The sequence below is a fragment of the Shewanella sp. 10B genome (assembly GCF_023475885.1).
Classification (GTDB): Bacteria; Pseudomonadota; Gammaproteobacteria; order Enterobacterales; family Shewanellaceae; genus Shewanella; species Shewanella mangrovisoli.
Genome location: NZ_JAMDJO010000001.1, coordinates 1496440 through 1512181 on the forward strand (window position 1 = coordinate 1496440; position 15742 = coordinate 1512181).

Genomic DNA, 15742 nt, shown 5'->3' on the forward strand with positions numbered 1-15742 from the left:
AAGTTGTATAGCCCTAAACTCCATCTATATTAGAGCACATTTGATTGTTATAGGCAGCGGTTGCATGGTTGTAGCGATAACTCACTTAACTCTAGCGACAGCTAACGCGGTTTTTTACGCAGCGCCGCTGGTTATGCTACCGCTATCCATCTTACTTCTCAGCGAAAAACCGACGATTCAACGCAGTGCATCAACTCTCTTAGGATTTATTGGCGTTATTGTAGTGTTGAGACCATCAGAATTTCAATGGGCAGCAATTTTCGCACTCGCTACCACGCTAACCCTAGCACTATTCAATATCACTGCAAGAAAATTACCAGAGCAGCAAACGGTTGTAAGCACACTCTTTTGGACATCGTTACTTTCACTACCTGTATCAGCTAGCCTAGCTTTTTTCTACTGGACACCTATTTCGACCATACACCTGTTGTTGATTTTAGCCAGTGCAGCTTTGGTTCTTACTTACAATGGGTTGGTTGTAACTGCTTATCAACGTGCACCAGCTAGCTCTATTGCTGTTGCAGAGAACTCAGGGCTAGTATTTGTCACTTTATTTGGTGTGATATGGTTCGATGAAGTGCCAGACATCTTGACCGTATTAGGGATATTCATGATTATACTGCCTTTATTGCCTTGGAAATCATTGCTTAAATTGAGGCTATGCTCAAATCAATCGTCTGAGAGACAGAAAAGTATTATCGAGTAATGTCAAATTGACCACTTTTAGTTAGTTTAAAACAGACTTGTCACCTCTCTGAAAAATCTGTTGGTTTCGATAATCTATTTGGGATAAGGAATGTTAGCTGAAGATTAGAATCTGTTTTTCTCTGCTAAATTAGAAATATCCAGTTCTAGGTTAGAACTTTCAACTGAAATGCATAACAATACAAGCTATGATTTCTGATTAGTAGTCCCGTTTTTGAAAGTAAATGGGAGTTTTCTGTCACGGCCTTTCTGCTAGTAACCATGAACAAAAGTACGGTGATTTCAGTGGCACTGATTTGCCACTGAGTAATTACGTTAACACCGAATGGTGCAAAAAGCTTTTACCCGGATGAACAGTTCAATAGTCGTTAAGATTGCCATCAATAAAGCAGTGCTCTTAACGGTATAAATATCATCCTAACTAACCTTCCCTATCAACTAAATAGGCTCAAACCAATCAACTCAACTATTCTCTGCAGATAGTTAAACGGCGAAGCGCAAATATACCCAGTAGCGAAAGGATTAATAGGGATAAACTGCCACCACCGCTATAACCTTGTTTATGTTCAATGGTTGCAATATGTTCTTCTTTCACGCGGGTTTTAAAGCGGGCTAATTCGGCGTCTAAATTAGTGATCATATCGTTTACCGCTAGCTCAAAGCCTTCGGTGGATTTTTCACGTAACACATTGGTGACGCTCACCGCGGTTGACGTGTCGGTAAGTTGATTAATACCGGGCGCTCTGAACAACATCTTTTGGCTGCGCATATCAAATACGGCGGTATCGACAAAGGTTTGGATCGCGTTTTCATTACCGGGCACCATATACATGCCGACTATAGTCCAATACAGCAGTGAAGTCTTATTCTCGCTGCTTTGTAACAGTTGATCGTAAGACACCAGCGCCATCACATCGACATCGTGTAAACGGGCGACCTGCTGCAAGGTACTAAAACCTTTGCCATTTTTAAGGTAAGTACTGGGGATTAATTCGATACGATCAATAAAGTCATATTTAACAAAAGATTGTTTCACTTTATCCAGCAAGGCGATTTGCGAGCTGCTATCGAGGACTTCGGATTGCCAATGGCTGGAAGGTAAAAAGGCGATGCCGACCGTGATGGGAAGACGCAGTACAGGAATACTGGGTTGCTGCGCCTCGCGTTGTTTATCGTCGGGATAAAGATATTCAACCAGACTGCTGGAAACCACGTTTTTTTCGGTGGTGTTACCGTTAAAAAAAGCACTGCAACCACCAAGCAAAATGTTAATCGATGCCAGCGCGCCCACAAGTGCTATGAATTTTGTCTTCATCTGTTTCCCTACCGTATCCTTACAGCGCACAGGCCATGCAACCCGTGCATATTGCCGCTACCTTAACGAGTCACTGCTGTAAAAACAAGCCGTTAACTTCACATATCGCGCTTTTGTTTGGCTTTTTAGAGGCTTAGAAACAACAAAGCCGCATCGGAATGCGGCTTTGGCTTAGATGATTAAGATAATTAGTGGCGCAAATTCATCTACTTAGGCGTATTTACGCACTTTTTTCAACGCGATTTGCTGCTTGAGTGTAGAAAGATGTTCGATAAATACTTTACCGTGTAAATGGTCGATTTCGTGTTGTAAAACAATGGCTAAAAAGTCATCGGTTTCAATTTCAATTGCTTTACCCTGTCTGTCTAATGCGGTGACTTTGACCTTTTCGAAACGGTTCACCTTGGCGCGATAGCCGGGGATAGAAAGACAGCCTTCTTCACCCACATATTCACCTGACTTTTCAACAATCTCAGGATTAATTAGCACTAAGGGTTGGTCACGGTTTTCGGATAAATCGATCACAATCACTGCGTCTGTGCTGCCCACTTGGGTCGAGGCCAGACCGATACCGTCGTCGGTGTGGTACATGGTTTCGATTAAATCATCGATAAATCCCTGAATCGCTTCAATGTCTTTTACGGGTTGTGCTTTGCGCTTTAGACGCTCATCGGGAATTGTCAGAATATCGAGTACAGCCATGCCTGTTTCATCTCTTAGTGAGTCAAAAAATTTGGCGCTATTATGAACTATTCCTGTGTTTTCTCAATATTCAAAACTAAATAGTTTAATAAAAATCATTACAATCGATTTTTTAGATTTAAATTACAGCAGTATCAACCGTTCGCGGTTTCACTTAGGCGGTAATTAACGTTACACTGGCTCACCTCTTTCATGGTTTTATTTGGCATCATCATGCGGTTTGCAAAAGATAAATCTCCACTTTATCTCTACTTAGAGCAAGATAAGGCCATCACGCCAGACGAAACGAACAGCACACAAGAGACACAAAACAAGCTCTCGCCGATGGCGAAGATTTGGCATATTGTCGCGATGATCCCGCCAGGCAAAGTCAGCAGTTACGGCAAGGTGGCCGATTTTGCTGGTTTACCCGGGCGTGCCCGCTATGTGTCGAAGGCGCTCAAATCGGCCCCCGAACATTTGTCACTTCCTTGGCATAGAGTACTCAACAGCCAAGGGAAAATATCCTTCGAAAAGCATTCTGTCCCCTTTCAGGAACAGATGGAATTATTGCGTATTGAAGGCGTTACAGTGAACTGTGGCAAAGTAGACTTGTCTGAGTTTGAGTGGCAACCGGATATGGCAACCTTAGTGATGTCAATCCCCTTCTAGTTTAATATATTGATCTATAAACTGTTTACACCCGATATAGCCTCAGCTATAAACAATGAAGCTTGGCAGTTTAGCCAATAGGATAAACAGTGTTAGCCGCAATCTGTTTGCGATATAAAGGAGCATTACTTGCGCACAATTCCAACGTTATTCGTGAGTCTCGCGCTCACCCACAGCGTATTTGCGATGGCGGCGCCAACGCCTTTAACGCCTCAAACTGCTGAATATCAAGTTAATTATGGTGATATTGAGTTGGGTAAGGCCAAGTATCAACTGCCCGCGATCGAGGATGGCGTTTATAAATATCGCTTCGACAGCGACCTTAGCCTGTTATTACTCACCGATGTGCGTCATGTGCTGAGTGAATTTGGCCAAGAGGGTAATCAATTATTACCAATGCGCTATTTGCATGAGCGCAAAGGTGTTGGCCCAAACTTTGTCGAGCAAACCGCCTTTGCCAAGGCTCAGGGGATGATCCACACCCGTTATAAGGATGAAAAAGGCAAATTCCCCTTTGAAGGCGATATTTTCGACCCTTTAATGGTGCAGCTGCAGTTTCGACTCGATATTAGCGCTGGTAAAGAAGTGCTTGATTATAAGATGATTAAATCCAACGAGCTCGATGAGTATAAGTTCCATGTGATTGGTAAGGAACGGATGACAATTGAGAGCGGCAGCTACGATACGGTCAAAATTGAGGTCGTGCGGGACAATCATAAACGCCAAACCTTCTTTTGGATGGCGCCGGATTTAGCCTACCTCCCCGTTCGTCTAACGCACTTTGAAAAAGGCAGCAAGCAGCTGGATATCAAACTGCTGAATTATCATTTCGATGATGTGCCAGTGGCAGTCGCGCCCGCTGCCGTTGAAACAGAAGTTCCGACGGAGCACAAAGTGCCTAAGCTTTTAGGCACCGGCGCTAATTAAGCCTGATACACATTTATCGCTGATTTCAGATAGATTGAATGCTGTTTCTAAGACGCACTAACAACACAGCACAACACACAAAATGCCAAACGTGAGTGACTCCGTTTGGCCTTTTTGTCTCTAATTAATTCCATCAAATAGAGCGAAAGTGACAGCGCCCCGATTACAAATCGATAAGCAGCTCACCGAGTCGGAACAACTTCCAATTGCCGGGCTGCATCACCTGCCAGTCTTCGTTTTCGGTCAGCGGCCGAGTGGCAATCACAGTCACGACATCGTGCGGTGTGGTTTCTTTATCAAAATCAATCACCACATCGGTATCAATTAATTTTGCCTTACCAAACGGCGCCCTACGGGTGATGTAGCAAAGATTATTACTGCAATAGCTCATCAAATACTCGCCATCGCTGAGGATCATATTAAACACCCCAAGGGCGCGGATTTGTTCGGCAAGCGTCGCTACAAAGCGAAACACCGCTTGCATGTCCTCTGGGCGACGGTCGCCAAACTTGGCCGCAATTTGCTCCAGTATCCAGCAGAAAGCCAGTTCGCTGTCGGTATCACCAACACTCTGATAACGGGACACCAGAAACTTCGCCTGATAGTCGCTTAACTGGCCATTGTGGGCATAAGTCCAATAACGGCCCCACAACTCACGGGTAAATGGGTGGGTATTTTCAAGGGAAACACAGCCGCGATTAGCTTGGCGAATATGGCTTATCACCACCTCGCTTTTAATCGGATAAGATTTGATCAACTTTGCAATGTGCGACTCACTACTCGGGCAGGCATCTTTAAAAGTACGGCTGCCACGGCCCTCATAGAAAGTGATCCCCCAACCGTCGACATGGGGCCCAGTGACGCCACCACGCTGTGCTAACCCTGTAAAACTAAACACAATATCGGTCGGCACATTGGCGCTCATCGCCAGTAACTCACACATATTTCTCGCCTTTCTTAATCCAAATATCCACGGTTTTGCATTGTAACTAGTTGATGACATTTGTGGAATGATCAAAGGTGACAAAAAATTTAAACAATTGTTTGAAAAATACTTGTATTAAAACTGCCTTAGGTTTAACTTTTATGCGACACAGGTCAGACCACAAACTATAATTGTGATCGCAATCAACAAAACTCGTTATGACCTGTGATTGGCACTCGGTCATACTTAAGGAGAAATACAGTGACTACCCTACTTTGGATCATCGCCATGATCTTAGTGCTAGGAGCCCTAGCTTACCTTCGGGTATCTTTGCTCACTGCCACTATTGCAGCCGCTGTTGTGATGACAGCCGGATGGACACTCGATGTTGTCGGCCCTATCTCTTGGATTATCTTCCTGGTGATCGCGCTTCCCCTCAATATCAGTGCATTTAGACAAAATGTTATCAGTCGCCCACTGATGAAGATGTACCGTGGCATCATGCCCGAAATGTCTTCTACCGAAAAAGAAGCGATTGAAGCCGGTACCACTTGGTGGGAAGCCGATCTGTTTGCGGGTAACCCAAACTGGAAAAAACTCCACAACTACCCTGTCGCTCGTTTAAGTGCCGATGAGCAAGCCTTCTTAGACGGCCCCGTTGAAGAAGTGTGCCGCATGGTGAATCAGCACCAAGTATCACACCAACTGGCTGATTTGCCTGCTGAAGTATGGCAATACCTAAAAGATCACGGCTTCTTCGCCATGATCATCAAGAAAAAATACGGCGGTTTAGAATATTCAGCCTACGCCCAATCACGCGTGCTGCAAAAGCTTGCAGGTTTAAGCAGCGAGCTGGCATCCACTGTAGGTGTACCTAACTCCTTAGGCCCTGGCGAACTGTTACAACACTATGGTACGCCTGAGCAGCAAAACCATTACCTGCCACGGTTAGCCAAAGGTTTAGAAGTCCCTTGTTTCGCGTTAACTAGCCCAGAGGCTGGTAGCGACGCGGGTTCTATCCCTGACTTTGGTATCGTGTGTAAAGGTCAATGGGAAGGCGAAGAAGTCTTAGGTATGCGCTTAACCTGGAACAAGCGTTATATTACCCTTGCCCCAGTTGCCACTGTATTAGGTCTGGCGTTTAAACTGCGTGACCCTGATCACCTGTTAGGCGATAAAGAAGAGCTGGGCATTACCTGCGCGCTGATCCCAACTGACGTTGAAGGCGTTGAGACTGGTCGTCGTCACTTCCCGCTGAACTGTATGTTCCAAAACGGTCCTACTCGCGGTAAAGACGTATTCGTCCCATTAAGCTTTATCATCGGTGGTCCGAAAATGGCTGGCCAAGGCTGGCGCATGCTGGTTGAGTGTTTATCTGTTGGCCGTGGTATCACGCTGCCATCAAACTCTGCTGGTGGCGTGAAAACCGCAGCGCTTGCAACAGGTGCGTATGCGCGTATTCGTCGTCAATTCAAACTGCCGATTGGTAAGTTAGAAGGGATTGAAGAGCCAATGGCACGCATCGGTGGTAACGCTTACTTGATGGATGCGGTAACGTCATTAACCACCACAGGTATCGACCTAGGTGAAAAACCTTCGGTTATCTCGGCAATCGTGAAATATCACCTGACCGATCGTATGCAAAAATGCGTTATCGACGCCATGGATATACACGGTGGTAAAGGTGTGTGCTTAGGCCCTAACAACTACTTAGGCCGTGGCTATCAAGCAGCTCCAATTGCGATTACCGTTGAAGGCGCAAACATCCTGACACGTTCGATGATCATCTATGGTCAAGGTGCTATCCGTTGTCATCCTTATGTATTGGCTGAAATGGAGTCAGCGTTTGATACTGAGTCTGGCCAAGGTTTAGCCAACTTCGATGCGGCGATTTTCGGTCACATTGGTTTTGCGACCAGTAACTTTGTCCGTAGCTTCTGGTTAGGTCTGACATCAAGCCGTTTCTCTAACGCGCCATATTCAGATAAAACCAAGCGTTATTATCAACATATGAACCGTTTCAGTGCCAACTTAGCCCTGCTATCTGACTTAGCAATGGCAACCTTAGGCGGTAACTTAAAACGTAAAGAGCGTATTTCTGCCCGCTTAGGCGATCTGTTAAGCCAGTTATACCTCGCTTCTGCAACCTTAAAACGTTACCAAGATGAAGGTCGTCAAACCGACGATCTACCACTGGTGCAATGGGCGGTTGAAGATGCGCTGTACAAGTTGCAGGCTTCATTAGACGATTTACTGGATAACTTCCCTATGGGTCTAGGCGGCGTATTACGTGCCATCATGTTCCCATTCGGCCGTCCACTGAAACGTCCAAGCGATATGTTAGACCATAAAGTGGCTAAGATCATGCAAACGCCTTGTGAAAGCCGTGATCGTTTAGGTAAAGGTCAGTTCTGGACTAACTCTGAGCACAATGCTGTGGGTATCCAAGAGCAAACGCTGAAGGATATTTTGGCCGCCGAACCTTTATTCGACAAAGTCTGTAAGGCCAGCGGCAAGCGTTTACCTTTTATGTGGTTAGATAAAGTCGCCGCTGAAGGTAAAGCCTTAGGTGTATTGAGCGACAGCGAAGTACAACTGTTGGAACGTGCCGAAATCGGCCGTATGAAGTCTATCAATGTGGATGACTTTGACCCAGCTGAGCTGCGCCCCGAAGTCGTCGCGACGACGTCACAGGAACGCGCCGCTTAATAGCGAAGCTGTACTAGCTAAGCCCATCTAATTAGACAAAAGGCACTACCTATGTAGTGCCTTTTTTATTTTCGCCTCACTTAACAGACTTATCTCTTCGCGAATACCAAGCTCATCCTGAGTTAACCTTGGCCTTGTCCATTATCCCTTAGCTAGCGTTTCATCCGAGGTATTGATGTTATCTTGTACGTCAGCCTCAGGTTGTGATGGCTCTTCGGCCTTAGTTTTCGCTTGCTGCTCAAGTCGTTGGCGCTCAGCTTCTGCTTCTGCCTCTTCCTCGGCCTTGGCTTTCGCAAGGGCCGCTTCTTCCGCCGCCTTGGCCTGAGCAGCTATCGCCTCTTGCTCGGCAATCGCCTGTTGGATTTTCGCTTCTTCAAGCGCCTCAACGGGCAATAGGCTGATTAACTCTATGCCATTGGGGAATTGGGTGTCATTACCTGACACAATCACGACTTTACCCTCTTTGGTCAGATACACTAACGGCAATGCGGTTTCGCCATAACGTTTGCGGAAATGCTCGAAGGTGAAGTTTTCAGTTAAGTTAGTGACTTTAAGCTGCGCCCCTTTCGCCATTTGACTGGCAATTTTGGCGTAGGACACCGCATCACCAAACAGACATAATCGCTGTTTGTAAGTCTCTGATAATTGATGGCGCGCGCTGCCCTGCTCGGCATTGTTCAGGCCAAAGACCTTTTTAGAGCCTAAAACATCTTGAAAATAAAAGGTCACCAGTGGGTTTAACTGCTTATAAGGCGACATGATCAGCACTCGGCCAATCCCGGTTAAATCCATATAGGTTTCAGCATGTTCAGAAGCGGGATTACCAAAATAGACCGGAATATTGTCCATCCGCGCGAGGCGAATGTTATCCCAGTTGCTGTCGGCCAGCAGCACTTTGATATCTTTGCTTTTTAAGATTTTTGCCAGCTCGCGGGAGAATTTGGAGGCGCCGAAAATTAATAATCCTTGCGCCGAACCCGACGTCACCCCAAGGTATTTGGCCCAGCGGCCCGCGGTTAAACTTTGGATAACGACAGTGCCGATAATGATTAAAAACACTAAGGGCACAATGGCATCGGCGCCCTGCACATTAGTTGCCTCTAACTTAATCGCGAATAAGGAAGACACCGCCGCCGCCACAATCCCCCGCGGCGCAATCCAACATAGGAACCATTTATCAGCCTTTGAGAGTGACGTCCCAATGCCTGACACCCAAATACTGAGCGGCCGCGCAACAAGCATAGTCACGGCGAGCACGCCTACACCGCCCCAACCTAAATCCATCATGGCATTCGAGTCGAGTCTGGCGGCTAACAGGATAAATAAGGCCGAGATCAAGAGAACCGTCAGAGTCTCTTTAAATTCGAGGATTTCAGCAATATCCACACCGCGCATATTCGCCAGCCAAATCCCCATCACTGTTACAGTGAGTAATCCAGACTCTTCCTGCAGTAGGTTGGAGCCGACAAAAATCCCCAGCATAAGGGTTAATACTGCGGTATTTCGTAAATAATGCGGCAATAAATTACGGCGGATCACTTGGCCAATTAAGTAACCTGACGCCGCACCTAAGCCTAAGCCAAGCGTGAGCATGGAGCCTAGTGCATAGAGCATATGGCTAGTGGGATCGCCAGATACCGTAATGTATTCAAACACTAATACAGCAAGTAGCGCACCAATTGGATCAATCACAATCCCTTCCCAGCGTAAAATACTCGCCAGTTGCGACTTAGGCCGTACGCTGCGCAGCATAGGGACTATCACGGTCGGGCCAGTAACCACCACGAGGGCGCCAAATAACAGTGCGACCTCCCAGCTAAAATTGAGCAGGTAAAAAGTCGCAACACTGATACAGCCCCAGGTGATCACCATGCCGATGCTCACTAAGTGAGTCACCATACGGCCATGATCTTTAATCTCTTTAAAATTGAGGGTCAATGCCCCCTCAAACAGGATCACGGCAACACCGAGTGAAATGATAGGAAACAGTAAATCCCCAAAGATTTCATCGGGATTGAGCACCCCAAATGCAGGGCCTAACATCAAACCACAGAGTAATAAGGGCAAAATTGCAGGTAACCTAAGCTTCCAACCAACCCATTGACAAAATAACGACAGCACCCCGATAAGTGCTAACATCCCAGTGATTTTTTCAACCATATAACTTCCTTTAGTTGGCATGGAGTGGTCAGAATTACCCCAACCTAACACGCTTTTTTCATACAGAAAAATGAACTATTGGTGATAACAATAGCAGCAAAAAAAGCAGTCCTGTAACTCGAATAGGCCGATTGACAGCGAATATTCAGCTTTCAGTAGAAATAAAGGGGTAACAAGAAACAATACCTTAGGCATTAGGTAAGGTATTAAGCAGAAATACAGAGGCAAATACTCTGAAAAGATAGATAGGAAAAAGCCCCATCTTTCGATGAGGCTTATTCTATTTGGCGGAGCGGACGGGACTCGAACCCGCGACCCCCGGCGTGACAGGCCGTGCAGATATGGATTTTAGTGCGTTACCTATTTTGTCTAAATTGTTGTCAATTGATTCAATTGGCATTATTTGCATGACCATCGGACTGAACATTAACGACAATTAACGACAATGTGGTGGTCACGGTCACGAAAACCGGTCTTTTCACCGATCAACATTTGATCAATTTTTATAACTAAAAATAGTGTTCACTTCAATATTTAAAGTAAATATGTACTCACTCGAAATTACACTCTGTAGCCAAAATGTTTTAAAGCAGCAAAAAAGGATGAGTTTTCCATATCCTGCAGTGAGGAGTGTATTCATGACTTTGTCTCTGAAATCGATAGAAACATTGAAATAAAGCTGTAGGAACAGAACACCTCTATATAACCCATCACCCGCACTAACACCCTGCTGATAAATTGCTCAACTGGAAGCAACAAGCAGTCAACTAAAATTTGATACTTTTAACCCCCAATACTGTTTGTTTAGTGCAGAGATTGTGTCTCGTTTTGGGGCAATAACGCTTTATTCCAATCGCACTTAATCGTGATTCTTCCCATTTGTTTTTCTGGTCAACTGTTCTAATAAAGCGTCCATACTCTGTTCGAGTAGATCGAGGACTAATTCGAATCCTTGCGTGCCGCCGTAATAGGGATCGGGCACTTCATCTGTGTCGCAATCACCATAGGACAACATCAACTTTAATTTGTATTGATATTCGGGTGGACAACGGCGGCGCAAATCCGCGAGATTGCTATTATCTGCCGCTAAAATAAGATCGAAATGCTCAAAATCGGCATCAATCACTTGTCTCGCTCGCATGCCGTCGAAATTCAAACCGCGTTTTTTGCCTGCCGCCATTGAGCGACTGTCGGGGTTGTCCCCTTGGTGATAACCAATAGTGCCCGCCGAATCGACTTCGATATTAAGACGGCGCTCGCGAATTTTAGCGCGGCAAACGGCCTCGGCAGTGGGCGAACGACAAATATTACCCATACAGACCATTAAAATGCGACGTACATGCTGCTCTTTTGCTAACGCTTTATCTTCTAACAACTTAACATCCTCTCGTGTTGCTACTTAGGTGTTGATGCCATCTGACCAAAGGCGGGGGAAATACATTTTTTGACTTCAAAATGGTAACCATACTGCTCATGAGCAGACTCAGTAATTTCCAATATTTCATAGTCATTTAGCTCAATCACCACTGAATCGGCCAATTTATCACAACGACTGCGACCGTCGGCTTCAAATTTATAGGCAAATAAGGCAATTAAATCGCGGATCCCTTTGTAATAGCTATGGCCAAAGGCCTTAAGTGTTTCGGTGGTGTCGGTTTGATTAGGCTGCTGCGTGAGTTCAGTTCCCGCTTGTTCAATACTATCCTCGGCTTTGAGAATGGTTTCGCCTTCATTAACCACTCTTTTATCTATTGAATCATGTTTTAACGCTTGGGTTTTCTTGGCTAAATCACCAACCCAGTTTTCACCATCGGTAATCGCAACCAAGTTTAATAACAACACCACAGACAGAATCATACGCACCAGCGCGGTTGTCACCACAAATCGTTTTTTGCTGCCCAGTGGATTTGCCTCAAGTCCTAAAATCCGCAATCCGATATGGAAAAACAAATAACAAGGGATCACCAATTGCAGCAGGAGTAAGGCAAGGATGGAGATACACACAAACCAAATCGGCAGATACAGCAGAATGGCAAAGTTATGGGTGTAGGACAAATGCGAGGCCGATACACCGGTGATTTCGTTCACCACACTGCCGCTCGCAGCTAAGGCAAAGTTAGCAATAACCGCATAAAACAGCAGGAAAATGGCTTTGCCCGCCAGCGTATGCCAAGCCATGGCAAATTTGGGCCAAAACTCAATAATCAAGGCAATAGCGGTGATGATGGCGGCAATCCAAATTTCGGGTTGGAATACCATTAACGCCAGTAACGCGAACAGGTAACAACGCTGGGCGACATTTAAGCTCTGCCAAAATTGCTTAAGCGTCACGAATGGATGTTTAAGCCATTGAGGCGCAGTCAAGACTTGCCGCACACGCTGCTTCCAAAGGGTTAATCCATGCAGACTGTCGACCAAATCTCACTCCTTGATATGATTGCCCATTAATAATCAATACGATACTCGGCAAAACTGTTGTTAAGCATTCGATCTTTATCAAAATTCAACAATTTCGCAACCTATTCTTTGTCCTCTTGCGGCATGTCACTTCTTACCCGCAAGAAGCTCGCAAAGCGCGGTAAGCCATTGACGGTTAATCCAAGATATTTGTAAGTGATAAGTGTGCCAATCGCGGGCGGATGCTGACGCTCGGCCAAGCTAAAACCCGTGCCAATACTAAAGACACGGCCATCTGCTGTTTGTACTCTCAATGCGCCCAGTTGCCCAGCAAACTGTCCTTTACCCGCTATATGCCCAATCACTTTGGCCTCGGCATCTAAATAGGGCTTTAACTTCATCACGTTGGGATTACGACCCGGTGTATATAACGCCGTGCGTCGATGCAGGATTAAGCCTTCACCGCCCTGAGCCACTAAGGTGTCCAATTTCTGGTACAGCGCCTCGATACTTTCTACGCTCACTTGCTCAATCACTTGCAGGTAAACCGATTTACCTGCAAGCAAGGTTTGCATCTGCTGATACCGCACTGCAAAACTCCCTTGCGCCTTGGGTAAATCAAACACCATAAAACGCACATTCTGCCACTCGCTCTCATTCGCTGACGCTTGGCGAATCAGCCCCGATATCGCCTCAAACCGCCCTCGCCCGAGCCATAATTCACCGTCCATCGGGGTGGTCGGAAAATCCGCAGTAAACCAACTAGGCGCTAAGATGGGATTGCCCTGACGAGTCACTAAGCGTTTACCATCCCAATAACCGCGCACACCATCGAGTTTTTCGCTGACGAGAAAATCTTTGATGTGGACACTCTTCTCCTTTGAGAACTCAGTCGCTAATTGAATATTCGGCGCTTGGGGATTGGCGTCACTCACGGCCATGAATAAGCCGCAAATGACGCAGTAAAGACTGAAGAAAACAGCGAAACGCAGCACAAATGCAAATGTTAAAAAAGGTAAGCGAGTTGTAAGAGTCATTCCTTTGCCTCTTCATTAAAGCGGTATTGAGCTTCAAGCTTAGTCTTAAGATTTATTCGCCGCGAATACGACCACAGTCCGGTAACACCCTAGCAGGACTGCGAATTTGTCGGTTTAGCTATTTATACGCTTAAGTTATCGGGCTATACTGCGGCCTCTTTTTTAAGCTCGTTCAAATGTTAACACGCAAGTCGTAGGCGGTTTGGACGGGTAAATGCTTCGCGAACAATCGCCCAAGTCGATGGAATTATTATGAAACCAGCAAACAACCACGGTATTAAACGCATCTTTAGAGCGACGGGATTTTCGATGAAGGGCTTAAAAGCCGCTTGGATCCACGAAGCCGCTTTTAGACAGGAATTGATGCTAGCCGTGGTAATGCTACCCATCGCCCTGTTGGTCGATATCAGCACCATGGAACGACTGATGTTGATCTTAACCTTGTTTATCGTGTTGATTGTTGAGTTATTGAACTCGGCGATTGAAGCCGTGGTTGACCGTGTTGGCAGTGAAATCCATCACCTCAGTGGTCAAGCAAAGGATATCGCCTCTGCCGCGGTATTTATGAGTCTAGCGCTCTGCGGTATCACCTGGTTGGTAGTGCTGCTACCGCTATTTATTTAATACGCTATTGATTAAATGCCTTGATTTAGCCGTCTTTAACGAGCGCATTTATCTAGCAAAGCGAAGTGTTACTTCTTAACTGATTGTTCTGCTCTAAAAAACGCCTTTGAGATATCTCCCAAAGGCGTTTTTTTATATGTAGGAATTACAGATTAGCGTATATCAGCTGATTTATCGGCTAAAAAGCCAATCGCCTGTTTGATTTGCTCTAAGCGGTCATTCTCGGCCCAATAGGCAACATACACACTGCGCGAAATGGCGCTCGCTCCCGCAACTAAATGCAGCTCGCCGCGGTTCAGCAGTGGCTGAACCAAATGCTCGGGTAAAAACGCGCAGCCACCGTTATTCAAGATAAAATCCAAGGCGATACGAGCCGAACTAGTGTGTAAGGTCGGCACGGGTAAAGCAGCATATTCCTGGGCATGCAGGATATTAAAGGCCGTGCCCCAATCCACTTTGACATATTGGCCTGCCTGCACCGCATTCACCGCCACATCCATGGTTTTGGACACCAGCAATAAATTAATTTGGCCTAATTGCACCAGTTCGAATTGGTCCAGTTTGGGTGGGTCGAAGGAAATCGCCAAATCGAGGGTGCGGTCCATCAATTGCCGTGTCATCACAGTTAATGGCAGCACTTCGGTCCGCAGGGCAACACCGGGTAATCCCACATGCAAATGCTGTAAATGCCCTTGCAAATAGGCATCCCAAATATTGGGGCCCGCGCCAATGGCGAGTTGAGTAGATTGTAACTGACTAAGGGAAACATCCTGCTTGGCGCGCTCCCAAGCGGTTAATACCGCTTCAGCATGTCCAAGCATACGTTCGCCCGCCGGAGTGGGCTGAATATTGTTGCGTTGGCGCTCAAATAAGGCGACACCAAGAATGCTTTCAAGCTGTTTTACCCGAAAGCTTACCGCGCTGCGGGTAAGGTAAAGATTTTCCGCGGCCTTACCAAAATGACGGGTACGGGAGACTTCCAAAAAGGTCTTAAGTAAATCGGTATCCATAAAAATTCTTGACCAACATTGGCAAATTTTTTTGATTTATAAATCAATAATACTAGCCAATACTCCAGTTGCAAATCTTTGTATATCAAAAACTAGAAGGTAACAGCCATGTCTGAACAGTCTTTTTCAAACGCTAACAAGGGTTCTGAGACGGTGAACGGCTCAGCTGCCAGCTTTGTATCCCATAAACGTTTTTATGACGATGCCAATTTCCCGAAAGGTTTTAAGCGCAGTGGCGACTTCACCAGTAAAGAAGCCGAACTGCTTGAAATACATGGCCATGCCATGAAAAATCTCGACGAAGGCAAGACACTCCCCGTCACCGCCGATGAAGCGCAATTTGTCGAAGTCATCAAAGGAAACATCGCTCCCAGTAGCTTGTTAGAGCAGATCTGGTTAAAGTACCGCAAACTCGCCCTAGGTAAACCCTTTTATGCCGTGGTTGGCACAGTACATTTGCCCCCCACTAAGCCTGAGGCCGAGCCCGAAGCGGCATTCGATGTGGATGTCGAAATTGACGATGATGTTCAGGATGAAGCTGAACCCGAGGATAAAGAATGAAAATGAAGGTTTGCGATTA

The 15742-nt window shown here is 46.0% G+C and carries 14 protein-coding genes; 6 read left to right on the forward strand and 8 right to left on the reverse strand.

All coding sequences use genetic code 11. The annotated features are described in order from the left end of the window. The first annotated feature begins 64 nt into the window (after nucleotides 1-64). Entirely contained in the window at nucleotides 65-706 is a 642-nt protein-coding gene (locus M0415_RS06375) for a DMT family transporter (protein WP_249554901.1), read from the forward strand. A gap of 465 nt (nucleotides 707-1171) precedes the next feature. Here the strand turns inward: M0415_RS06375 and rhlP are convergent, their stop codons facing one another. Both rhlP and def read right to left on the reverse strand, forming a co-directional pair. Beyond that, entirely contained in the window at nucleotides 1172-2020 is an 849-nt protein-coding gene (rhlP, locus tag M0415_RS06380) for a rhombotarget lipoprotein (protein WP_249554899.1), read from the reverse strand. Between the two features lie 210 nt (nucleotides 2021-2230). Then, the gene (def, locus tag M0415_RS06385; RefSeq protein ID WP_249554897.1) at nucleotides 2231-2722 is read right to left on the reverse strand and encodes a peptide deformylase; all 492 of its coding nucleotides are present in this window, start codon (nucleotides 2720-2722) and stop codon (nucleotides 2231-2233) included. A 210-nt stretch (nucleotides 2723-2932) separates the two neighbouring features. Between def and M0415_RS06390 the strand changes: the two genes are divergently transcribed. Both M0415_RS06390 and M0415_RS06395 read left to right on the forward strand, forming a co-directional pair. After that, nucleotides 2933-3373 (forward strand): MGMT family protein, encoded by a 441-nt coding sequence (locus tag M0415_RS06390; protein ID WP_249556593.1) that lies wholly within the window; start codon nucleotides 2933-2935, stop codon nucleotides 3371-3373. Between the two features lie 129 nt (nucleotides 3374-3502). Beyond that, nucleotides 3503-4300, forward strand: coding sequence for a DUF3108 domain-containing protein (locus M0415_RS06395; protein ID WP_249554895.1), 798 nt, complete (start codon nucleotides 3503-3505; stop codon nucleotides 4298-4300). A 163-nt stretch (nucleotides 4301-4463) separates the two neighbouring features. Here the strand turns inward: M0415_RS06395 and M0415_RS06400 are convergent, their stop codons facing one another. Next, the gene (locus M0415_RS06400) at nucleotides 4464-5243 is read right to left on the reverse strand and encodes a class II glutamine amidotransferase (RefSeq protein ID WP_249554893.1); all 780 of its coding nucleotides are present in this window, start codon (nucleotides 5241-5243) and stop codon (nucleotides 4464-4466) included. A gap of 243 nt (nucleotides 5244-5486) precedes the next feature. Here M0415_RS06400 and fadE point away from each other — a divergent pair, with 243 nt between their 5' ends. Continuing rightward, nucleotides 5487-7934 carry an acyl-CoA dehydrogenase FadE gene (gene fadE / locus M0415_RS06405; RefSeq protein WP_249554891.1) on the forward strand — a complete coding sequence of 816 codons (2448 nt, stop codon included), beginning with the start codon at nucleotides 5487-5489 and terminating at the stop codon, nucleotides 7932-7934. A gap of 141 nt (nucleotides 7935-8075) precedes the next feature. Here fadE and M0415_RS06410 read toward each other — a convergent pair whose 3' ends face one another. From M0415_RS06410 to M0415_RS06425, 4 genes are all read right to left on the reverse strand, one after another. Further along, nucleotides 8076-10094, reverse strand: coding sequence for a cation:proton antiporter (locus M0415_RS06410; RefSeq protein WP_249554889.1), 2019 nt, complete (start codon nucleotides 10092-10094; stop codon nucleotides 8076-8078). Nucleotides 10095-10953: 859 nt separating this feature from the next. Beyond that, nucleotides 10954-11418, reverse strand: a complete 465-nt coding sequence (locus tag M0415_RS06415) for a low molecular weight protein-tyrosine-phosphatase (protein WP_283771627.1) — start codon at nucleotides 11416-11418, stop codon at nucleotides 10954-10956. Between the two features lie 71 nt (nucleotides 11419-11489). After that, complete coding sequence (locus M0415_RS06420) at nucleotides 11490-12512, reverse strand: hypothetical protein (protein WP_249554887.1); 1023 nt, start codon at nucleotides 12510-12512, stop codon at nucleotides 11490-11492. Nucleotides 12513-12613: 101 nt separating this feature from the next. Next, nucleotides 12614-13528 (reverse strand): DNA ligase, encoded by a 915-nt coding sequence (locus M0415_RS06425; protein ID WP_249554886.1) that lies wholly within the window; start codon nucleotides 13526-13528, stop codon nucleotides 12614-12616. Between the two features lie 252 nt (nucleotides 13529-13780). Between M0415_RS06425 and M0415_RS06430 the strand changes: the two genes are divergently transcribed. Beyond that, a complete protein-coding gene (locus M0415_RS06430) occupies nucleotides 13781-14152 on the forward strand; it encodes a diacylglycerol kinase (RefSeq protein ID WP_086904199.1) in 372 nt (123 codons plus the stop codon). 152 nt (nucleotides 14153-14304) lie between these two features. On the opposite strand, the gene hdfR is transcribed toward M0415_RS06430, so the two are convergent. Then, nucleotides 14305-15162, reverse strand: coding sequence for an HTH-type transcriptional regulator HdfR (gene hdfR / locus M0415_RS06435; protein ID WP_220055834.1), 858 nt, complete (start codon nucleotides 15160-15162; stop codon nucleotides 14305-14307). Between the two features lie 108 nt (nucleotides 15163-15270). On the opposite strand from hdfR, the gene M0415_RS06440 reads away from it, so the two are divergent. Beyond that, nucleotides 15271-15723, forward strand: coding sequence for a MaoP family protein (locus M0415_RS06440; protein WP_011717333.1), 453 nt, complete (start codon nucleotides 15271-15273; stop codon nucleotides 15721-15723). The last annotated feature ends 19 nt before the right edge of the window (nucleotides 15724-15742 follow it).

Excerpts from the sequence above, each read along its gene's own strand:
- M0415_RS06375 (WP_249554901.1), top strand. The coding sequence starts at position 65 with ATGGTTGTAGCGATAACTCACTTAACTCTAGCGACAGCTAACGCGGTT.
- rhlP (WP_249554899.1), bottom strand. The coding sequence starts at position 2,020 with ATGAAGACAAAATTCATAGCACTTGTGGGCGCGCTGGCATCGATTAAC.
- def (WP_249554897.1), bottom strand. The coding sequence starts at position 2,722 with ATGGCTGTACTCGATATTCTGACAATTCCCGATGAGCGTCTAAAGCGC.
- M0415_RS06400 (WP_249554893.1), bottom strand. The coding sequence starts at position 5,243 with ATGTGTGAGTTACTGGCGATGAGCGCCAATGTGCCGACCGATATTGTG.
- M0415_RS06410 (WP_249554889.1), bottom strand. The coding sequence starts at position 10,094 with ATGGTTGAAAAAATCACTGGGATGTTAGCACTTATCGGGGTGCTGTCG.
- M0415_RS06415 (WP_283771627.1), bottom strand. The coding sequence starts at position 11,418 with ATGGTCTGTATGGGTAATATTTGTCGTTCGCCCACTGCCGAGGCCGTT.
- M0415_RS06425 (WP_249554886.1), bottom strand. The coding sequence starts at position 13,528 with ATGACTCTTACAACTCGCTTACCTTTTTTAACATTTGCATTTGTGCTG.
- M0415_RS06430 (WP_086904199.1), top strand. The coding sequence starts at position 13,781 with ATGAAACCAGCAAACAACCACGGTATTAAACGCATCTTTAGAGCGACG.
- hdfR (WP_220055834.1), bottom strand. The coding sequence starts at position 15,162 with ATGGATACCGATTTACTTAAGACCTTTTTGGAAGTCTCCCGTACCCGT.
- M0415_RS06440 (WP_011717333.1), top strand. The coding sequence starts at position 15,271 with ATGTCTGAACAGTCTTTTTCAAACGCTAACAAGGGTTCTGAGACGGTG.